Here is a 20,760-nt window from a genome sequence, read left to right on the forward strand (position 1 = left end):
GCCGGGGGATGAATCGGGCATTCGTGACGCCTCCGCGCGGGGCGTCGGGGAGTGTCAGTGGCTCGTGGTTCGATCGTCCGCGTGACACCGACCCTCACCCTCGCACCTCGGCTGGCGCCGCCCGGGATCCGTCCCGACGGCTCCACCTCAGTGCCGCTCGACGACAGCCAGGAGGCTGCCGTCGAATCCGCGCTGAGCCGGCCCGCGACGCTGGTCCTGGGCGCGCCCGGGTCGGGCCGGACCACGGTGACCTGTGAGGTCGCGGTCCGGGCGCTCCGGTCCGGCGTCAAGCCCGAGCGGGTGCTGGTCCTCGCGTCGTCGCGCCGTGCCGCCGCCCGCCTGCGCGACGAGGTCGCGGCCCAGGCCGGGCGCACGGTGGGCGCGCCGATGGTGCGCACGGCGTCATCGGCCGCGTTCGCGGTGCTCCGCACCCGCGCCGCGGCGCTCGGGCAGCCCACCCCCACCCTGGTCTCCGGCCCGGAGCAGGACCTGGTGCTGGCCGAGCTGCTCGCCGGGCACGTGGCGGGCGAGGGGCGGCCGCTCCGCCTGCCGCCCGGCCTGCCCGAGGAGTCGCTGGGCCTGCGGGGGCTGCGCCAGGAGCTCCGCGACCTGCTGATGCGCGCGGCCGAGCGCGGCCTCGGGCCGGTCGAGCTCGACGAGATGGGGCGGGCGAACGACCGCCCCGAGTGGATCATGGCCGCCCAGCTGTACGAGGAGTATCTCGACACCATGACGCTGCGGCTCGCCACGCCCGACGCCGGGCCGCGCTACGACCCCGCCGTCGTGATCGACGAGGCCGCCGAGTCACTGCGCTCCTGGGAGGCCGAGGTGCCGGGCACCCCGCGTCCCACCTGGGACCTGGTCGTGGTGGACGACTACCAGGAGGCCACCGCCGCGACGGTCCGCCTCCTGCGCGTGCTGCACGACGACGGGGCGCGGCTGGTGCTGCTGTCCGACCCGGACTCGGCCGTCCAGACGTTCCGCGGCGCCGCTCCCGGCCTGACGGGCCGGGCCGCCGCGCCCGCGGGCCCGGGCCGGGCCTTCGGCGCGTTCGACGCCGAGACGATCGTGCTGAGCACGGTCTGGCGGCAGCGGCCGGAGCTGCGCGCCGTGACGCGCGCCGTCACCAACCGGATCCCGGTGTCGGCGAGCGCGCTGCACCGCCGCGCCACGGCACGGCCGGAGGAGGAGCCCGCAGACGGCGACGCACCCCCGGCCGTCCAGGTGGCGGTGCTCTCGGGCGCCGCCCAGGAGGCCGCGTGGATCGCGCGCGAGCTGCGCGCCGAGCACCTGCTGCGCGGCACGCCCTGGGACCGCATGGCGGTGATCGCGCGCAGCGGCACGCGGCTGGGGGCGCTGCGCCGCGAGCTGGTCTCGGCGTCGGTGCCCGTGGCGCTGCTCGGTTCGGACCTGCCGCTCCGCGACGAGCCCGCCGTGGCGCCACTGCTCGCCGCCGTGAAGACGTGCGCGGGCGCACCGCGCGGCAGCCTGGAGGCGCTGATCGCGTCGGAGCTGGACGGCGACGAGCCGGTGCTCGACCCGGAGACGGCGGCGCTGCTGCTCATCTCGCCCATCGGCGGGCTCGACGCGGTGGCCCTGCGGCGGTTGCGCCGCGCCCTGCGGGCGGAGGAGCTGTCCGCGGGTGGCGGCCGCACCTCGGACGCGCTGCTGGTCGAGGTTCTCGCGGACCCGGCACGTGCGGCCCTGCTGCCCACGCAGGTGCGGCGCGGGCCGCTCGCGGTGGCCCGCGTGCTCGCCGCCGGCCGTGAGGCTGCGGGAGAGCCCGGCGCCACGGCGCAGACGGTGCTCTGGGCGGCCTGGGCCGCCACGGGCCTGGCCGAGCGGTGGAGCGCCGCCGCCCTGACCGGCGGACCCGCGGGCCTGCGGGCCGACCGGGACCTCGACGCCGTGCTGGCGCTGTTCCGGGCGGCCGAGACCTTCGTGGACCGCATGCCGGGCGCGCCCGTCGGCGCGTTCGTCGACTACCTGGCCTCCCAGGACCTTCCGGCCGACTCCCTGGCGGCCTCCGCCCAGGGCGCGGGCGCCGTCGAGGCGCTCACGCCCCCGGGCGCGGCAGGCCGGGAGTGGGACGTGGTGGTCGTGGCCGGCGTGCAGGACGGCGTGTGGCCCGACCTGCGGTTGCGCGACTCGCTGCTGGGCTCCCAGGCGCTCGTCGAGCTCATCGCCGGCCGCTCCGAGGACGGCCGGGTGGTAGGAGCCGAGGCCCGACGCCAGGTGCTCACCGACGAGCTGCGTGCCTTCGCGGTCGCGGTCTCCCGGGCCCGGCGCCGGCTGCTCGTCACGGCCGTGGAGGACACCGAGGAGGCGCCGAGCGTGTTCTGCGACCTCGTGTCCCCCCGGGACGACGGCGGCGACGGCCCGGACCCGCGGCGGGTCCCGGTGGGCCCGCCGCTCGACCTGCGCGGTGTCGTGGCCGCCGCACGCTCGGAGCTGGTGCGGGCGTCGGCGGGCGGGGACGAGCCGGCACCCCCCGCCCGGCCCGCGGCCGCGCTGCTGGCCGACCTGGCCGCCGCCGGTGTCGCCGAGGCCGACCCGACCACCTGGTACGGCGTGGCCGGCGTCTCGAGCGAGGTGCCCCTGTGGGGTGCCACCGACACGGTGACCGTGTCGCCGTCCAAGGTCGAGACGGTGACCACGTGCGCCCTGCGCTGGGCCTTCGAGGCGGCGGGCGGCACCAAGCCGGACGCCACCCACCAGACCCTCGGCACATTGCTGCACTCGATCGCGCAGACGCACCCGAAGGGCTCGCTCACCGACCTGAAGCAGGAGCTGGACCGCCGCTGGCCCGAGCTCGCGCTGCCCGACGGCTGGCCGTCGCTGCAGCTGCGCAAGCGCGCCGACCGCATGGTGGAGCGGCTCGCCGACTACCTGGGCGATGCCGGTGAGCCGCTGCTCGTCGAGGCCGACTTCGACCTGCGGGTGGGCCGCGCCCGGCTGCGCGGCCAGGTGGACCGCGTCGAGGACGCCGGCGACGGCAGCGTCACCGTGGCCGACCTCAAGACCGGCAAGACCGCCGCCAGCAAGGACAAGGCGGCCGAGAACCCGCAGCTCGGCGCCTACCAGCTCGCCGTCGAGGAGGGCGCGCTCGACCTGCCCGACGGCACGGTCAGCAAGGGCGCGAGCCTGGTCTACGTCGGCACCGAGACGGTCTCGGCGAGCGTGCGCAACCAGCCCGCGCTCGCCCCCGACGAGAACGGCGGGAGCTGGGCCCGCGACACCGTCGAGGGTGCGGCCGACACGATGGCCGCCGCGAGCTTCGCGGCGAGGAACAACGACCTCTGCGAGATGTGCGTGGTGCGCCGGTCCTGCCCGCTGCAGCCCGAAGGACGGAAGGTGGTCGAGTGATCGGGCACGAGCCGGAGATCCGCCTGTCGGCCCGCGCTATCGCGCGGCTGCTCGGGCGGCACGAGCCCACGGACGAGCAGGTCCGCGTCATCGAGTCGCCCCTGGAGCCCGCGCTCGTCGTCGCGGGCGCCGGGTCCGGCAAGACCGAGACCATGGCCGCGCGCGTCGTGTGGCTCATCGCCAACAAACTGGTCCAGCCCGAGCAGGTGCTCGGCCTCACCTTCACGCGCAAGGCAGCGGGCGAGCTCACCCAGCGCGTGCAGACCCGCCTGGCGCAGCTCAACCGCGCGCTCGGCGAGGAGTCCGGCGAGGCCCTGGCCGGCCTGGACCTCGACCGGCCGACGGTCGCCACCTACAACGCCTACGCCGCCTCCCTGGTGGCCGACCACGGCCTGCGCCTGGGCGTCGAGCCCAGCGCCCGGCTGCTCGGCCAGGCCGAGCAGTGGCAGCTCGCGTCGCAGGTGGTGGAGTCCTGGGACGAGGACCTCGCCACCGACCGGGCGGTGAGCACCGTGACCGGGGCGGTCGTCGCGCTGTCCGACGCGCTCGGCGAGCACCTCGTCGACCCCGCGGACGCGCGGGCCCGCCTCACCGACATGGCCGAGCACCTCGAGTCGGTCCCGCTCGGTCCCAAGCAGCGCAAGCGCACCAAGGACGTCGACAAGCTCATCGGCTCGATCGCCGAGCGGGCCCGGTTCGTGGACCTCGTGGTCGAGTACCGGCGCCGCAAGCGCATCGCTGAGGCGCTCGACTTCGGCGACCAGGTCTCGTTCGCCGCCCAGCTCGCCCGCGAGGTCCCGATGGTGGGCGCCGCCGAGCGGGCCCGGTTCGAGGTCGTGCTGCTCGACGAGTACCAGGACACCTCCTACGCCCAGGTCGAGCTGCTGTCCGGCCTGTTCGGCGGCGGGCACCCGGTCACCGCCGTCGGCGACCCGCACCAGTCCATCTACGGCTGGCGGGGCGCCTCCGCGGCGGGCCTGGCCCGTTTCCCCGACCGCTTCCAGCGGGACGACGGCTTCCCCGCCGCGGTGCACTACCTGTCCACCTCCTGGCGCAACGACGCCGCGATCCTCACCGCCGCGAACATCGTCTCGGGCCCGCTGCGCTCGCGGTCGGGCGCGGCCACGAACGTCGAGGTGCCGCCCCTGGACCTGCGGCCTGGGGCCGGCGAGGGCCTGGTGTCGGCGCACGTCGCCGCGACCCTGGAGGAGGAGGCCGAGGCCGTCGCCGAGTGGGTGGCTCAGCGCTGGCGCTCCGGCGCGCACCCGGACGGCCGGTCCACGGCCGCCGTGCTCTGCCGTGCGCGGGCGCAGTTCCCCGCGATCGAGGTGGCGCTGCGTCGCCGCGGGCTCCCGGTCGAGGTGGTCGGCCTGGGCGGCCTGCTGTCCACGCCCGAGGTGGTCGACGTCGTCGCGCTGCTCCAGGCGGCGCACGACCCGTCCCGCGGCGACTCCCTGCTGCGCCTGCTCACCGGCCCGCGCCTCAACCTCGGCGCGTCCGACCTGCACGCGCTGGGCTCCTGGGCGGCCGACCTGGCGCGGCTGGACGACCCGCGCCGGGCGGCGGCCGCCGCCCCGGTCGAGGAGCTGCCCGACGACGACCTGCGCGTGGTCGAGGGTGACGTCTCCGACCACCGCTCGATCGTCGACGCGCTCGACGACCTGCCGCCCGCCGGCGAGCCGGCGCGCGACGGCCGCGTGCTGTCCCCCGACGCGCACCGCCGCCTCGGGGCGCTCGCCCGGCTGCTGCGCGACCTGCGCGGCCTCACCTATCTCTCGCTGCCCGAGCTCGTGGTCCAGGCCGAGCGGGCGCTCGGCCTCGACGTCGAGGCGGCCACAGCCCTCGCGCTGGCGGGCGCCGGGGTCGGCGGCGCCGTGAGCGACCGCGGGCGCGAGCACCTCGACGCGTTCCGGGACGTCGCGGCCTCGTTCGCGCAGTCCTCGGACACCGCGACGCTCGGCGCGTTCCTGGCCTGGCTGGGTGTCGCGGGCGAGCGGGAGCGCGGGCTCGACATGCCGGTGCACGAGCCCGACCCCGACGCCGTCCAGGTCATCACCGCGCACGCCGCGAAGGGCCTGGAGTGGGACGCCGTGGCGGTGGCGGGCCTGGCCGACGGCGCGTTCCCCACCTGGGACCGCGGCTCGCGCTCGGGGGAGTCGTCGTCGGGCTGGCTGTCCGACCTGGGCGAGCTGCCGTACCACCTGCGCGGCGACGCGGACGACCTGCCGCGCTTCGACTGGGAGCACGCCTCCGACACCAAGGACCTGGTCGCCCTGCGTGACGAGTTCAAGGCGGAGTGCGGCGAGCACCGGCTCGCCGAGGAGCGGCGCCTGGCCTACGTGGCGTTCACGCGCGCCCGCCGTGAGCTCTTCCTCACCGCGTCCTGGTGGGGCACGGCCAGCCGCCCGCGCGGCGTCTCCCCGTTCCTCGCCGAGCTGGCAGAGGCCGAGCTGGTCAAGACCGACCTGTGGGCCCCGATGCCGGAGCCCGACGCCGAGAACCCGCGCAACGCGGAGGAGATCACGGCGGTGTGGCCGGCCCCGGACGGCGGCGCGGACCAGCAGAGCCCGGCCCCGACCGCTCGCGACGTCCTGCGTGCCACGGCCTCGCTGGTGGACGCGGCCGCGGAGGAACGGCTGGTCGCGCTCGCCGCCATGCGGCTCCCGGCCGACGCGCTCACCGCACCGCAGGGCGTCCTGGCGGACGCCGCCGGCCATGACCTGGTCGACCTCGCCCGCATGCTCCTGGTCGAGCGGAACCGGCGCGCGGACCGCGAGGTCGCGTTCCCGGCGCACGTCTCGGCGTCGGGTCTGGTGCGGCTCGCCGCCGACCGTGACGCGTTCGCCCTCCAGCTGCGCCGGCCGGTCCCGGTGCAGCCCACGGTGCACGCCCGCCGCGGCACCCGGTTCCACGAGTGGGTCGAGCAGTTCTTCACGTCGGCCACGCTGCTCGACGTCGACGACCTGCCCAGCGCCGAGGACGACGACCTGCCCGAGGACACCGACCTCGACAAGCTGCGCGACACGTTCCTGGGGTCGGAGTGGTCGGCCCGGATGCCCGTGGCGGTCGAGGTCGACGTCGAGACCCCGGTGGCCGGCGTCATGCTGCGCTGCCGCATGGACGCCGTCTTCAAGGACCCCGCTGCCGGCCCCGACGCCGTCGTGGTGGTCGACTGGAAGACCGGCCGCGAGCCGCTCGACGCCTCGGCGCGGGCCGCCCGCGAGGTGCAGCTCGCCGTGTACCGCTTGGCGTGGTCCCGCTGGACGGGGCTGCCGCTGGACCAGGTGAGCGCGGCCTTCTACTACGTGGGTTCGGACACGACAGTGCGCCCGGACCGGCTGCTCGACGAGGCCGAGCTGGAGGCGCTGATCACGGGCGCCTGAGTCACGCCCCGAGCGGCCCGCCGAACCACTCCTCGATCAGGGAGCGTGCGATCGAGGACCGCCCGGGCAGGCCCAGGTGACCGTCCGCGACCGCCGTGGCGACCTGGTCGCGGGTGAACCAGTCGGCCTCGGCGATCTCGTCCTCCTGCCGCGTCAGCTCCGTGGTGGTCGCCCGGGCCCGGAAGCCGAGCATGAGCGACGCCGGGAACGGCCACGACTGGCTGCCGCGGTACTCGATCGAGGCGGGGTCGATCAGCACGCCGACCTCCTCCGACGTCTCGCGGGCCACGGCCTGCTCCAGGCCCTCCCCGGGCTCGACGAACCCGGCCAGCACCGAACGGCGGCCCAGGTCCCACTGTGGGCCGCGGGCCAGGAGCAGCCGGTCGTCGGCGTCGGTGACCGCCATGATCACCGCGGGGTCGGTCCGCGGGAAGTGGTTGGACTCGTCCGCCGGGCAGTGCCGCACCCAGCCCGCCTGCCTCACCTCGGTCCGCGTGCCGCACAGCGGGCAGTGGGTGTGCACCGCGTGCCACTGGGCCAGCGCGACGGCCTCGACCACCAGGCCGACCTCCAGGTCGGGCGCGTCGAGCGTGCGCAGCCCGGTCCACTCGACGTCGAGGTCCGGCTCGGCCTCGACGTCGGCCAGGACCAGCCCGAGGTGGCTGACGCCGTCGGCCTCCCCGAGGAAGAGCAGGGCCCGCGTCGCGAGGTGTGCCACGTCGTCGGGTGCGAGGAACGCGACCCGTGACCCGACCGTGGCCACCCGGGTGCCCCGCACCACGAGGACCCGCGTGCCCTGCTCCTTGCGCAGGTCGTCGAGGAGGCCGGGCAGCGCGCGCCGGTGGGCGGCACGGTCGTGGGCCGAGCGGGCGAAGGGGAGGTCGAGAGGACGCACGGGACGACGTTAGTCCTCTTGCGGACCGGTGCCGCACGCGCGCTGTGGTCGGACACGCCACCGTCCCTGCGCCGTCGGGTGCCGGGCGCTGCTCTAGGGTGAGCACGTGTCCCGCACGCCCCTCGCTCTCGCTGCCCTCTCGACCGCCGCCGTGCCGGGTCTCGACGCCCAGTCGGTCCGCGTCGGGGACCTCGCCGGCGACTACGACGTCGCGGTCGTGACCGGTGCGGACGACCAGGAATGGGTGGTGCGCGCGCCGCGCACCACCGTGGCGGGTGCTGCCCTGGAGGCCGAGATCGAGCTGCTCGACGCACTCCGGCTCTACATCGACACGGGCGTGCTCCCGTTCGTGGTGCCGCAGGTCGCGGGCTATGCGCTCCTGCCGGAGGGCGGCCGGGCCGTCGTGCACCGCCGGATCATCGGCGACAACCTCGACGTCGAGTCCCTGGAGCAGGGCCCCGGGCTGGCCGCCGACCTGGGCCGGGCCATCGCGGCCATCCACGAGCTGCCCACGTCCGTCGTGGAGACGTGCGGCCTGCCCAGCTACACCGCGTCCGAGTACCGGGAACGGCGGCTGACCGAGGTGGACGAGGCGGCCCGGACCGGCCGCGTCCCGCCCACCCTGCTGCGCCGCTGGGAGACCGCGCTGGAGGACGTCTCCCTCTGGCGGTTCAAGCCCGTGGTGACGCACGGCGACCTCGCGCCCGACCAGCTGCTCGTGGACCGGCAGCGGGTCGTGGCGGTCTCGGGCTGGTCGGAGGCCCGCGTCGCGGACCCCGCCGACGACCTCGCGTGGCTGATCGCCGCGGCGCCGATGGAGGCCGTGGACTCGATCATGGAGGCCTACCAGCTGCGCCGCACCGAGCTGAGCGACTCGCGCCTCGCGGAGCGCGCCATGCTCGTGGGCGAGCTGGCGCTCGCACGCTGGCTCCTGCACGGTGTGCGGCACCGGCTGCCCGAGGTCGTCGAGGACGCCACGTCCATGCTCGAGGACCTGGACGAGGCGACCCTCGACGAGGGCTGAGCGCCTCAGGCCGCCAGGGCCTGCTTCACCTGGACGAGGCTCGGGTTGGTGACGGCCGAGCCGTCCGGGAAGACCACGGTGGGCACGGTCTGGTTGCCACCGTTGACCTGCTCCACGTACGCGGCGGCCTCCGGCTGCTCCTCGATGTCGATGACGGTGTAGCCGATGCCCTCGGAGTCGAGCTGCGTGCGCAGCCGCCGGCAGTACCCGCACCAGGTGGTCGAGTACATGAGAACGGTGCCGTCCTCGGGGAGCGGCGTGGTCGTCTCGGACATCTGTTCTCCTTGTCGGTGGTTGCTGCGAGAATCGCAGAGATGCTCACCCAGACCAACTCCGCCGGTGGTTCGAATCATCCTGGACCGCTGAGCCCCGACGCGATCCTGACCGCCCTCGACCCCGAGCAGCGCGAGGTAGCGCTCGCGCTCAACGGGCCCGTGGTCGTGCTGGCGGGCGCGGGCACGGGCAAGACCCGCGCCATCACGCACCGCATCGCCTACGGCGTCCGCATCGGGGCGTACAAGCCGACCAGCGTGCTGGCGGTGACGTTCACGGCGCGTGCGGCAGGGGAGATGCGCACCCGGCTGCGGGGTCTGGGCGTCCAGGGCGTGCAGGCCCGCACGTTCCACTCCGCGGCTCTGCGCCAGCTCGGCTACTTCTGGCCCCGGGTGGTGGGCGGCGCCCCGCCGCGCCTGCAGGAGTTCAAGGCGCCGATCGTGGCCGAGGCCGCGCGGCGGGTGGGCCTGAGCGTGGACCGGGTGGCGGTCCGCGACCTGAGCAGCGAGGTCGAGTGGGCCAAGGTCTCGCTCGTCACGGCCGACGACTACGAGAAGGCGGCGTACGCGACCGGCCGTGAGGCGCCGTCGGGCTACGACGCGCAGACGGTGGCCCGGCTGATCACGGCCTACGAGGACGTGAAGACGGAGCGCGAGGTCATCGACTTCGAGGACGTGCTGCTCATGCTCGCGGACATGCTGAACAGCCACAAGATCGTGGCCGACGAGGTCCGCTCGCAGTACCGGCACTTCGTCGTCGACGAGTACCAGGACGTCTCGCCGCTGCAGCAGTTCCTGCTGGACCAGTGGCTGGGCGGCCGCAACGAGCTGTGCGTGGTCGGTGACCCGTCGCAGACCATCTACTCCTTCACCGGCGCCACCCCGCGCCACCTCCTGGAGTTCCGGCGCACCTACCCGGAGGCGCAGGAGATCCGCCTTGTGCGCGACTACCGGTCCACGCCCCAGGTGGTGAACCTGGCGAACGAGGTGCTCAAGCGCGCCGGCCGCGCGGGCGGCGCGCACCAGGCGCTCGAGCTGATCGCGCAGCGCGATCCCGGCCCGGCGGTCGCCTTCACGGCGTACGACGACGACGAGGCCGAGGCGAAGGGCATCGCGGCCCGCGCCGCCCGGCTGATCGAATCGGGGGTCAAGCCCAGCGAGATCGCCGTGCTGTACCGCACCAACGCCCAGTCCGAGGCGTTCGAGTCCGCCTTCGCCGACGCCGGTGTGGGCTACCTGGTGCGCGGCGGCCAGCGGTTCTTCCAGCGCAAGGAGGTCCGCGACGCGCTGGTGCTGCTCCGCGGGGCAGCCCGTTCCGCCGACCCGGCGCTGTCCATGCCGGACCAGGTGCGCGACGTGCTGTCCGCCGCCGGCTGGGCCGACCGGGCGCCCGCGGGCCGCGGCGCCGCCCGGGAGCGCTGGGATGCGATGCAGGCGCTCGTCGCGCTGGCCGACGACCTGGCGGCCGCCGCCACGCCCGAGGAGCCCGCGACGGTGTCCGGGCTGGTCGCGGAGCTCGACGAGCGCGCCTCCGCCCAGCACGCGCCCACGGTCGAGGGCGTCACGCTCGCCTCACTGCACGCGGCCAAGGGCCTGGAGTGGGACGCCGTGTTCCTCGCCGGGATGAGCGAGGGCCTGATGCCCATTTCCCTGGCCGAGACCGATGACGCCGTGCACGAGGAGCGCCGCCTGCTCTACGTGGGGATCACCCGCGCGCGCGAGCACCTCGACGTGTCGTTCGGGCGCTCGCGGAACCCGGGCGGGCGGGCCACGCGCAAGCGCACCCGGTTCCTGGACGGGCTCTGGCCGGAAGAGCACCGCGCGCCGCGGGCACGGACCGCGCCCAAGGGGCAGGCCCGCGCACTGCTGACCGGCGAGCACGACGCCGCACTCTTCGACGCCCTGCGCGAGTGGCGGCGGCAGGTGGCCCAGGAGACCGACAAGCCCGCGTACACGGTGCTCACGGACGCGACCCTGGCGGCCATCGCGGAGATCCGACCTTCGGGCACGACCGAACTTGCTCGCGTGAACGGGATCGGTCCTGCGAAGATCGACCGGTACGGCGCCACGATCCTCGCGATCGTGGCCAGTTCTCCGGCTTCTTGAGCCGTTTCCGGGGCCTCGCGAGGCAGTCCGAAAAACTTCTCAAGAAAGTTTGGAAAAAGAGTTGGCTCGCCACGGCGGCCCGGCATAGTGTTCAGATGTCCCTGACAGCAGTGGGCGAGGCCGAGAGGTCTGGCCCGGATTCGAGTGAGGAGGTGGGTGCATTGGAGATGAACATGATTCCGCAGACGGATCTGCAGGTGTGCAAGCACGTGCTCGGCTACGAGCCCGTCCCGGCCACTGGCGCAGCTCTGCCTTTCCGCGCGCGCACTCACCGCGGAGGCGTCAAGCCGTCCGCTCTCGCACCCGACTCCGCATCTCCAGGAGACTCCCCGGTCTGACGACCGAAGAGTTCCAGGCCGCGGAGTCCACCTAGGACCCGCGGCCTTAATTCTTGCCCGGAGATCCGGCCCCACCTCGGCCGGCCCGGCAAGGATCTAGCCCCTGGGTCCTGCACCACCAACGTTCATCGACGACGTTCCTTCAGGACACAGGAGACAACCGTGCGCCTCACTGCGCTCCTCGACACTCTTCCCCAGGGCGGCTCGGGCCCCTGGGACCCGCCTCAACACCCCGCCACGAGCGGGACCGGTTCGGACTCGGCGGAGTTCAACCGGATCATGGACACACTGCTGCCGTGCCGTACCAACGACCCGGAGCTGTGGTTCGCCGAGCACAGCACGCAGGTGGAGCAGGCCAAGGCCCTCTGCCGTACGTGCCCCCTCATCGAGGGCTGCCTCGCGGGCGCTCTCGAGCGCAACGAGCCGTGGGGCGTCTGGGGCGGTGAGGTCTTCGTGGACGGCGCCGTCGTCGCCCGCAAGCGTGGCCGCGGCCGGCCGCGCAAGTCGGAGAGCGTCGCTGCCGCATGATCCGCCGCTGGTCAGGCCGCCCGTACCGGGAGGACCACGCACCCGCACCGCGGGTGCGGCTCCACCGGCCGGGCTCGGGGGAGCCCGGCCGGCAGGGAGATCTCCAGGCACGCACCGACGGCCGTGGGCCGGTGCCCGTCCAGCTGGGCGAGCACCTGGCCCGCGGCCGTCGCCGCTGCCACGGCGGCGAGCGTGGTCTCGTGGGTCGGCTCCGCCGTCTCGCGGAGCTGCGCCGCCAGCGCCGGCCACTCCCGGTCGGCGTCCGCGCGGGCGAGGTCCACGCAGCTCACGCACGCGGACCTGCCCGGGCGTACCAGCGGGCCCACCACGACGTCGGCCTCGCGCACCACGACCGGTAGGTGCGGCACGCCGAGCCCGAGCAGCCGCTGGTACCGCGCCGGGTGCGCGGCGTGCGGCTCGGTGACCACCACGGCGTCGAGGGCCTCGGGGTCCGGCCCCGCGCCGCCGTCGTCCACCCGGACCGCGACCCGCGGGGAACGCTCCGCAAGCAGGGCCCGCACCGCGGCGTCGCGGGACTGCCCGACGTCGGCGGTCCGCAGGCCACCCAGCCCCACGTCCGTGGTCTGCACCGGCAGCGGGTCGTGCAGCACCAGGCCGCCCACCCCCGCCGTCGCGAGGTGCAGGGCGACCGCCGTACCCAGCCGGCCCAGACCTGCGAGCCCCACGACCCGCTCCGCGCGGGCGGCGAGCGTGGCCAGCCCGGCGCCGTCGGGTCGTAGCATCCCGAGCACGGTCGCGTCCGCCGCGCCGTCCGCCGGGGCCGTCACCGCGCCGACCGCGCCCGGGACGGGCACCAGCACGCCGGCCCGGAACAGCACGGCCATGATCTCGTCGCGTCGCTCGGCGCCCACCCCGCACCGCGCCGCCGACTGCTCGACGGTCACGTGTCTGCGCTCGGCGATCTCCTCCAGCCAGGACTCCTCGGCCGGAGCCAGCCCGGACAGCACGAACGACCACCGCGGGTCGGAACCGCACTGCACCTGACCGCCGCCGCGGCTGAGCACGGGCGTACCGGGCCGCAGCCGGAGGGCGGGAGCACTCGTCATGTCCGCAACGATGCCCGACGGCGGCGCCCCCGGTGCGTTGTCCACAGGCGCGGGAGGATATTCAAAGCATCCGGCCGGCCGGAAGTTCCCGGCTGCGCCCAGAGCCAAATGGACGGCGCAACGCTTGCCGACCCGGTTACGGTGAACACTATGAGCGACCAGCACCAGCCCGGCGAGTCTCCCCAGTCGTGGGAGGAGATGCTGCGCTCCATGCTCGGCGAAGGCGCAGACGAAGTGATGGCCGAGATGCGCGAGCGCGGCATCGACCCGACCGCGCTCGGCGGCGCGCCCGACCCCGTGATGATGCAGTACGCCCTGGCCCAGGTGCAGAAGATGCTCTCGGCCGAGGGCACAGGCCCCGTCAACGCCGACGTCGCGCACGACGTCGCGCGCCAGGTCGCCGTCAGCGAGGGCGACCCGTCCCTGACGGGCAAGCAGGCCAAGGACGCCACCGACGCGCTGGGGGTGGCCGAGCTCTGGCTCGACGCCGTCACCGACCTCCCGCCCGCGGGCGGGACCAGGCGCGCGTGGAACCGGTCCGAGTGGGTCGAGGCCACGCTCCCCGTGTGGAACGAGCTCGCGGCGCCCGTCGCGACATCGGTTGCGGACGCACTGGCCACGGTGCTGCGTGACCAGCTCCCCGAGGGCGTCGACGACGGGGAGGCAGTGCCCGGCATGCCCGCCGGCGTGCTGCACGGTCTGGGCGGCTCGATCGACCCGGCCCAGATGATGCGCCGGCTCGGCTCCGCCGTCTTCGGCATGCAGGTGGGTCAGGCGGCCGGCACGCTCTCGCGTGAGGTGTTCGGCGCCACCGACGTCGGCCTGCCGCTGCTCGACAGCCCCGACACCGTGCTGCTCCCCACCAACGTGGCCGCGTTCGCCGACGGCCTGGACGCTCCGCTGGAGGAGGTCCGCCAGTTCCTCGCGGTCCGCGAGGCGGCGCACGCGCGCCTGTTCACCCACGTCCCGTGGCTCCGGTCGCACCTGCTGTCGATCGTGGAGCGGTATGCCCGGGGCATCACCATCGACCTCGACGCGCTCGAGGCCCAGGTGCGCGACATCGACCTCGCCGACTCCGACGCGCTGCGCAGCGCGCTGTCCGGCGGGGTCTTCGGCCTGCAGAACACGGACGAGCAGAAGGCCGTGCTCCTGAACCTGGAGACCACGCTCGCCCTCGTGGAGGGCTGGGTGGACGAGGTCAGCGCCATGGCCGCCCTGCCGCACCTGCCGCACGCCATCCCGCTGCGCGAGATGATCCGCCGCCGCAGGGCCGCGGGCGGTCCGGCGGAGCAGACGTTCTCGACCCTGGTCGGGCTGGAGCTGCGGCCGCGCCGCTCGCGCGACGCGGCGACCCTGTTCTCGATCGTGGCCCGCGCCCAGGGCACCGAGGGGCGCGACGCGGTGTGGGACCACCCGGACCTGCTGCCCGGCACCCAGGACCTGGACGACCCGTCCGGCTACCTGGTGCGCCGCGAGGCGGCGGAGAACGAGCACGCCGACATCGACGCGGCGCTCAAGGAGATCTTCGGCGAGGGCGACCCGGACGACGCCGCGGACCCGGAGAAGTAGGTCAGTCCTGCTCGTCGTCCGGTGTGGCGGTCCCCGGGTCGTCCTGCGTGAACGACGCGCCCTCCAGGAAGCCGCGCGCCCGGTCCGTGCGGGGGTAGACCTCGAGGATCTTCCAGAACTCCGGTCCGTGGCCGGCGTGCAGCAGGTGCGCCAGCTCGTGCAGCAGCACGTAGTCGAGCACCCACCCGGGCATGCCCTGCAGCCGGGTCGAGATGCGGATCGAGCCGTCCAGCAGCGTGCACGACCCCCAGCGCCGGCCCTGGTTGTTCGACCAGCGCACGCTGGAGGGGCGGGCGCGGCCGTCGAGGTACTTGGCGGAGAGCTCGGCAGCGCGGTCGGCGAGCTCCTGGTCGGACGGGCGGCGGCGCCGCTCCTTGTCCTCGAGCCGGGCTACCATCTTCGCCACCCACTCCCGTTCCTGCGCTCGAGAGAAGCGCGCAGGAATGGCGACGATGGTCCGTCCACCGTCGCGGTATGCGCTCACCGTGGCGGTCCGCCGGAGGCTCCGGCGTACCTCCACGGACGTCAGGGCGTCGTGGGCCACGGAACGACCGTACCGGTTATCGGCGTCGAGGTGGGGTATAACACACCGTTCAAGTGGAAAAACTTTGCCTAACGGGCTGTTGTGGGGTGCGATTCACGGAACCCTCAGCCAAGTGAGGAATGATGGGCCGGTGACTGACATGCGCGACCTCCAGCACTCTTCGCAACCCGAGCCGTCGCCGTTCGACGACTCGGGCACCGCGGCTGCGCCGATCTCGCGCCGCACGGTCACGCTGGGGGTGTCCTTGCTGCTCACCGCCGTCCTGTCCGCGTTGGCGCTGGTCGTGCCCACGCCGTACGCCATGCGCTCACCGGGGCCCACGGAGGACACGCTGGAGCGCAACCTGATCCAGATCGAGGGCGCCCGCACCTACGAGTCCACGGGCGAGCTGCGCCTCACCACCGTCTCCGTGCTGGGCGGGCCGGGCTATCCGATGCTGGCCGGCCAGGTGATCCAGGGCTGGCTGGACCCGCGGCGCTCCGTGCTCCCCGTGGAGGCGATCTTCCCCGAGGCGACCACCAAGGAGGAGCAGCAGGAGGTCAGCCAGGCGGAGATGGTGTCCTCGCAGGAGTCGGCCACCGCGGCGGCGCTGACCGAGCTCGGCTACGACGTGCCCGCCGTGCTCGACGTCGCCGGCACGGAGCCCGGGTCCGGGGCGGAGGGCAAGCTGGAGGAGGGCGACGTCATCACCGAGTTCCAGGGTGAGCCCGTGGGCACCTACGCCGACCTCATCGACGGGCTGGCCGACACGACGCCGGGCGACGACGTGACGCTCGGCGTGAAGCGCGGCAACGGTACCGAGGACGTCACCATCACGACCGCCGACAACGGCCAGCGTGCCGTGCTCGGCGTCTTCATCGACCCGCACTACGACTTCCCGGTGGACGTCTCCATCGAGATCGAGAACATCGGCGGCCCCAGCGCGGGGACGATGTTCGCGCTCGGCATCATCGACAAGCTCACGCCCGAGGACGAGGCGAACGGCGAGGTCATCGCCGGCACCGGGACCATGAGCCCCGAGGGCACCGTGGGCCCGATCGGCGGCATCGAGCAGAAGTTGTACGGCGCGCAGCGCGACGGCGCCGACTGGTTCCTGGCACCGGTGGACAACTGCGACCAGGTGGTGGGCAACGTGCCCGACGGGCTGCGCGTGGTCCGGGTGGGCACGCTGGCCGAGGCGCGGGACGCCGTCGAGCAGATCGGGCGGGGCGAGGGGGCCGACCTCCCGACGTGCTCCTGACGCATCCGTGACGCACCTGCCGAGTCGTTGACCACGTGTTGCACATCTGGAGGATGTGGGAACCTTGTGGTGGGAACCTTGACCAGAGCCTGGCCGTTCCACCTGCGTACGGCCCAACCATTCATGACGTGAGGTAACGCAGAAGTGTCCTTCGCCGCAGCACCCCGTCGCCCATCCGGCGGCGCACCCCGAGCCCGACGACGCAGTCCCCTGGGGGTGGCGGTCGTCGCGGTCGCCGTCGTCATCGCGGCCCTGCTCCTCCTAGCGCAGTTCTGGACCGAGGTGATGTGGTTCGGGCAGCTCGGTTTCTCCCGGGTGATCTGGACCGAGTGGGGCATGCGCGCCGCTCTGTTCGCCGGTGGGTTCGTGATCATGGCGGGTGCCGTGTTCTGGTCGTTCACCGCGGCCTACCGCTCCCGCCCCGTCTACGCCCCGAGCACCCCCGAGCAGGCCACGCTCGACCAGTACCGCGAGGCCGTCGAGCCCCTGCGCCGGGTCGTGATGATCGCGGCTCCCGTGCTCGTCGGCTTCTTCGCCGGCGTCGCGGCCTCCGCGCAGTGGCGCACCGTGCTCCTGGCCTTCAACAGCGAGCCGTTCGGCGAGAACGACCCGCAGTTCGGCATGGACCTCGGGTTCTTCGTCTTCATGCTTCCGGCGCTGCGGTTCACCGTCGGGTTCCTCATCTCGGTCGTGGTGATCGCCGGCATCGCCGGAGTGATCACGCACTACCTGTACGGCGGCCTCCGGGTGGGCCCGGCCGCAGCCGGCGGTCCTCGCACCACGCCCGCCGCGCGCATCCACCTGGCCGTGATCGGCGCAGCGCTGCTGCTCCTGATCGCCGCCAACTACTGGCTGGACCGGTACTCGATCCTGACCAACGCCGGCGACCGGTTCGACGGCGCCTCCTACTCCGACGTGCACGCCGTGATCCCCGCCAAGGGCATCCTCGCGGTGGTCGCGATCTTTGTGGCCGCGCTGTTCATCGTCACCGCCTTCCGGGGCGACTGGCGCCTGCCGGCGATCGGCGTCGGGCTCATGGTGGTCTCGGCCATCGCGATCGGCGGCATCTACCCCGCCGTCGTCCAGCGCTTCCAGGTGAACCCGAACGCGCAGGAGCTGGAGAGCGAGTACATCCAGCGCAACATCGACGCGACGCTGTCGGCCTTCGGCATCGACGACGTCGAGAAGGAACCGTACGACGCCACGACCCAGGCCGAGGAAGGCGCCCTGCGCGCCGACGCCGACACCGCGGCGTCCATCCGGCTCCTGGACCCGCAGATCGTGTCGCCGTCGTTCCGCCAGCTGCAGCAGAACAAGCAGTACTACAACTTCAACGACTCCCTCTCGGTCGACAAGTACGAGATCGACGGCGAGTCGCGCGACACCGTGATCGCGGTGCGCGAGCTGAACCTCGACGGCCTGGGCCAGGACCAGCGCAACTGGGTCAACGACCACACCGTGTACACGCACGGCTACGGCGTCGTCGCCGCGTACGGCAACCAGCCGGGCCCGGACGGCCGCCCGGCGTTCTTCGAGGGCGGTATCCCGTCGCAGGGCGCGATCACCGACCTCGAGGGCGAGTACGAGCCGCGCATCTACTTCAGCCCGAGCACCACCACGTACTCGATCGTCGGCGCGCCCGAGGGCACCGAGGCGTGGGAGCTCGACTACCAGGCGGACGACGCCGACGACGGTGGCCAGGTCAACACGACCTTCACCGGCGACGCCGGCCCCGACGTCGGTACGTTCGGCAGCAAGCTGCTGTACGCGCTGAAGTTCGGCGAGGAGCAGCTCCTGTTCTCCGACCGCGTGACCAGCGAGTCGCAGATCCTGTACGACCGGGACCCGCAGCAGCGCGTCAGCAAGGTCGCGCCGTGGCTGACCCTCGACAACCGCGTCTACCCGGCGGTCGTCGACGGCCGCGTGAAGTGGATCGTCGACGCGTACACGACCAGCGACGCCGTCCCGTACTCGACATCGACCCCGCTCGACGAGGCCGTGGCGGACACCCTCACCCAGCAGGCCGGTGCCCCGGTCGAGCTGCCGGAGGAGGTCAACTACATCCGGAACTCGGTGAAGGCCACGGTCGACGCCTACGACGGTTCGGTCGACCTGTACGCGTGGGACGACCAGGACCCGATCCTGAAGGCCTGGACCAACGTCTTCCCGACCTCGGTCAAGCCGATGTCGGAGATCTCCGGCGACCTGATGAGCCACCTGCGGTACCCGGAGGACCTGTTCAAGGTGCAGCGCACCCTGCTCAGCCAGTACCACGTGACGGACTCGGCCGAGTTCTTCTCGGGCCAGGACTTCTGGAACAACCCGACCGACCCGACGTCGGAGGCGACCACCGCCCCGCTGCAGCCGCCGTACTACCTGACGCTGCAGATGCCGGGCCAGGAGGAGTCCACGTTCTCGCTGACCTCTACGTTCATCCCGGGCGGTAACACCGACCGAGAGGTGCTGACCGGGTTCCTCGCGGTGGACGCGGACGCGGGCAACGAGGCGGGCAAGAAGGGCGAGGACTACGGCAAGCTACGCCTGCTGGAGCTCCCACGGGACACGACCGTCCCCGGACCGGGTCAGGTGCAGAACAACTTCGACTCGAACCCGACCATCTCCGAGCAGCTGAACATCCTGCAGATCGGTGCCTCCACGGTGCGGCGCGGCAACCAGCTCACGCTCCCCGTGGGCGGCGGCCTCCTGTACGTGCAGCCGGTGTACATCCAGTCGACCGGTGGCACGCAGTTCCCGCTGCTGCGCAAGGTGCTGGTCTCGTTCGGTGACGACATCGGCTTCGCCGACACTCTCGACGAGGCGCTGGACCAGGTGTTCGGTGGTGATTCGGGCGCCCAGGCGGGTGACGCCGGAGCGGCGGCCGAGGACGAGGCGCCGACGGCGCCGCCCACGGGTGAGGGCGACACGGGCACGGAGCCCACGCAGGAGCCGACCGAGGAGCCGTCCGGCGAGCCCACGCCGGAGAGCACCGGGCAGCCGTCGTCCGAGCTGGACGCCGCGCTGCAGGACGCCCGCCAGGCCCTGGAGGACTCCAACACCGCCCAGCGGGCCGGTGACTGGGCCGCCTACGGCGAGGCGCAGGACCGGCTGCAGAAGGCGCTGGAGGAAGCGATCGCCGCCGAGGAGGCACAGCAGCAGGGCTGATCCTCCGGTCTCCCCACCAGTCAGACCTGCAGGTCACTCCGGTGACCTGCAGGTCTGACTGCTTTTTACGGGAGCCGCCGGGCCACCACCACCGAGTTGATGACGTCGTCGGTGGGGTGCACCACCTCCAGCACCTCGAACCCGGGCATGGCGTTCAGGTCGACCGGCGGGTACAGCAGGGTGCGCATCCCGCGCGCGCTGCGCGCGAGCAGCAGTGCCCCAGGACGCATCGCCTGGCCCACCGCCCGCAGGATCTCTGCCTTGGCCGACGGCGTCTCGCCCACCAGGGCGGCGAGCACCACGACATCGTGGTCCGTGAGGCCGACGTCGGCGGCGTCGGCCTGCTCGAACCGGACTGTCTGTGACCCGAGGCGCGCGCCGACCCGCCGGGCCAGGCCCACCGCCGTGGCGTCCCGGTCGATCCCGACGACGGGGGCGTCCAGCGAGGCGGCGTAGCCGAGGGTGCTCAGGGGGAGCGGCCCGCAGCCGAGGACCGCGACCGACGTCGCGGTGCCGCCGTTCGCGTGCAGCACGAGCCCGGCCTCCAGGGCCGTGAGTCGGCGGTAGTTGTCGAGGTAGGGGAAGGCGTCGAGGGCGGCCCGGGCGTCCGGGGCGGTGGCGACGTGCTCCGCCCAGGCCCGCTCGAGCTCGGTCTCGCCCCGGGCGGAGAGGTCGCGGATGGCGCCCTTGCGGCGCCGGACCTCCGGGTGGTCCAGCAGATCCCTGGCCTGGCGTTCCGGCGTCGCGAGGACGGTGTGCACCAGGGCGCCGAACAGGGCGTTGGTGCCGGGATCGGGGCGCAGGTGGGGCAGTGCGGCAAGCTGGTCGGTGAGGTGGACGATCCGGTCGGCGGACAGGGTGGTATCGCTCAGCTCCGTCGTCATGGGGACGATGGTTCCACGGCCGGATCGGTTCGACCGGCTGTGACCTGCGTCTCGACCGGGCAGCCCGGTTTGCACTTCGTCGCTCGGGGTGCGTAAAGTAGGGATCACCGACGCGGGGTGGAGCAGCTCGGTAGCTCGCTGGGCTCATAACCCAGAGGTCGCAGGTTCAAATCCTGCCCCCGCTACAAAATGAAGGCCCTGACCAGTGCAGATGCACAGGTCAGGGCCTTCAGTCTTGAACCCGGTCTCCAGAAACTCACGTTTCCGCCCACGGCGCCGCCGGTACGCCGTCGGACAGGATCGGCGCTCATGCGTCCGCCCAAGCGGCACCGACACCATGAGGCCGGCTGATGATGCCCCGCAAGCCGATGCGTGAATTCCC

At 73.4% G+C, this 20,760-nt stretch carries 13 protein-coding genes and 1 tRNA gene; 9 read left to right on the top strand and 5 right to left on the bottom strand.

Annotated elements, in window-relative coordinates; all coding sequences use genetic code 11:
* Positions 1–150 precede the first annotated feature (150 nt).
* Positions 151–3,366 (top strand): ATP-dependent helicase, encoded by a 3,216-nt coding sequence (locus ACH47X_RS15065; RefSeq protein ID WP_397405446.1) that lies wholly within the window; start codon positions 151–153, stop codon positions 3,364–3,366.
* Positions 3,363–6,749, top strand: a complete 3,387-nt coding sequence (locus tag ACH47X_RS15070) for a UvrD-helicase domain-containing protein (protein ID WP_397405422.1) — start codon at positions 3,363–3,365, stop codon at positions 6,747–6,749. The genes ACH47X_RS15065 and ACH47X_RS15070 overlap by 4 nt, the downstream gene beginning before the upstream one ends.
* A 1-nt stretch (position 6,750) precedes the next feature.
* Here ACH47X_RS15070 and nudC read toward each other — a convergent pair whose 3' ends face one another.
* Positions 6,751–7,644, bottom strand: a complete 894-nt coding sequence (gene nudC / locus ACH47X_RS15075) for an NAD(+) diphosphatase (protein ID WP_397405423.1) — start codon at positions 7,642–7,644, stop codon at positions 6,751–6,753.
* Positions 7,645–7,750: 106 nt separating this feature from the next.
* On the opposite strand from nudC, the gene ACH47X_RS15080 reads away from it, so the two are divergent.
* The gene (locus tag ACH47X_RS15080; protein WP_397405424.1) at positions 7,751–8,668 is read left to right on the top strand and encodes a macrolide 2'-phosphotransferase; all 918 of its coding nucleotides are present in this window, start codon (positions 7,751–7,753) and stop codon (positions 8,666–8,668) included.
* Between the two features lie 5 nt (positions 8,669–8,673).
* On the opposite strand, the gene ACH47X_RS15085 is transcribed toward ACH47X_RS15080, so the two are convergent.
* Complete coding sequence (locus ACH47X_RS15085) at positions 8,674–8,943, bottom strand: mycoredoxin (protein WP_036966958.1); 270 nt, start codon at positions 8,941–8,943, stop codon at positions 8,674–8,676.
* Positions 8,944–8,982: 39 nt separating this feature from the next.
* Between ACH47X_RS15085 and ACH47X_RS15090 the strand changes: the two genes are divergently transcribed.
* Positions 8,983–11,046: an ATP-dependent helicase gene (locus ACH47X_RS15090; protein WP_397405425.1), complete on the top strand. Its 2,064-nt coding sequence runs from the start codon at positions 8,983–8,985 to the stop codon at positions 11,044–11,046.
* A gap of 500 nt (positions 11,047–11,546) precedes the next feature.
* On the top strand, positions 11,547–11,912 hold the full coding sequence (locus tag ACH47X_RS15095; protein ID WP_026365865.1) for a WhiB family transcriptional regulator: 366 nt from the start codon (positions 11,547–11,549) through the stop codon (positions 11,910–11,912).
* Between the two features lie 11 nt (positions 11,913–11,923).
* Here the strand turns inward: ACH47X_RS15095 and ACH47X_RS15100 are convergent, their stop codons facing one another.
* Positions 11,924–12,979 carry a ThiF family adenylyltransferase gene (locus tag ACH47X_RS15100; protein WP_397405426.1) on the bottom strand — a complete coding sequence of 352 codons (1,056 nt, stop codon included), beginning with the start codon at positions 12,977–12,979 and terminating at the stop codon, positions 11,924–11,926.
* A gap of 150 nt (positions 12,980–13,129) precedes the next feature.
* On the opposite strand from ACH47X_RS15100, the gene ACH47X_RS15105 reads away from it, so the two are divergent.
* Positions 13,130–14,548, top strand: coding sequence for a zinc-dependent metalloprotease (locus ACH47X_RS15105; protein ID WP_036966963.1), 1,419 nt, complete (start codon positions 13,130–13,132; stop codon positions 14,546–14,548).
* Position 14,549: 1 nt separating this feature from the next.
* On the opposite strand, the gene ACH47X_RS15110 is transcribed toward ACH47X_RS15105, so the two are convergent.
* Positions 14,550–15,092: a SprT-like domain-containing protein gene (locus ACH47X_RS15110; protein WP_397405427.1), complete on the bottom strand. Its 543-nt coding sequence runs from the start codon at positions 15,090–15,092 to the stop codon at positions 14,550–14,552.
* 139 nt (positions 15,093–15,231) lie between these two features.
* Between ACH47X_RS15110 and ACH47X_RS15115 the strand changes: the two genes are divergently transcribed.
* Both ACH47X_RS15115 and ACH47X_RS15120 read left to right on the top strand, forming a co-directional pair.
* Positions 15,232–16,332: a PDZ domain-containing protein gene (locus ACH47X_RS15115; protein ID WP_397405447.1), complete on the top strand. Its 1,101-nt coding sequence runs from the start codon at positions 15,232–15,234 to the stop codon at positions 16,330–16,332.
* Positions 16,333–16,476: 144 nt separating this feature from the next.
* Complete coding sequence (locus ACH47X_RS15120; RefSeq protein ID WP_397405428.1) at positions 16,477–19,494, top strand: UPF0182 family membrane protein; 3,018 nt, start codon at positions 16,477–16,479, stop codon at positions 19,492–19,494.
* 65 nt (positions 19,495–19,559) lie between these two features.
* Here the strand turns inward: ACH47X_RS15120 and ACH47X_RS15125 are convergent, their stop codons facing one another.
* Positions 19,560–20,378, bottom strand: coding sequence for a nicotianamine synthase family protein (locus tag ACH47X_RS15125; RefSeq protein WP_397405429.1), 819 nt, complete (start codon positions 20,376–20,378; stop codon positions 19,560–19,562).
* A gap of 111 nt (positions 20,379–20,489) precedes the next feature.
* On the opposite strand from ACH47X_RS15125, the gene ACH47X_RS15130 reads away from it, so the two are divergent.
* A tRNA-Met gene (locus tag ACH47X_RS15130) sits at positions 20,490–20,563 on the top strand.
* Positions 20,564–20,760 lie beyond the last annotated feature (197 nt).

Source organism: Promicromonospora kroppenstedtii (genome assembly GCF_044389675.1).
GTDB classification, from domain to species: Bacteria; Actinomycetota; Actinomycetes; order Actinomycetales; family Cellulomonadaceae; genus Promicromonospora; species Promicromonospora kroppenstedtii.

Excerpts from the sequence above, each read along its gene's own strand:
- ACH47X_RS15085 (WP_036966958.1), bottom strand. The coding sequence starts at position 8,943 with ATGTCCGAGACGACCACGCCGCTCCCCGAGGACGGCACCGTTCTCATG.
- ACH47X_RS15090 (WP_397405425.1), top strand. The coding sequence starts at position 8,983 with ATGCTCACCCAGACCAACTCCGCCGGTGGTTCGAATCATCCTGGACCG.
- ACH47X_RS15100 (WP_397405426.1), bottom strand. The coding sequence starts at position 12,979 with ATGACGAGTGCTCCCGCCCTCCGGCTGCGGCCCGGTACGCCCGTGCTC.
- ACH47X_RS15105 (WP_036966963.1), top strand. The coding sequence starts at position 13,130 with ATGAGCGACCAGCACCAGCCCGGCGAGTCTCCCCAGTCGTGGGAGGAG.
- ACH47X_RS15115 (WP_397405447.1), top strand. The coding sequence starts at position 15,232 with ATGCGCGACCTCCAGCACTCTTCGCAACCCGAGCCGTCGCCGTTCGAC.
- ACH47X_RS15125 (WP_397405429.1), bottom strand. The coding sequence starts at position 20,378 with ATGACGACGGAGCTGAGCGATACCACCCTGTCCGCCGACCGGATCGTC.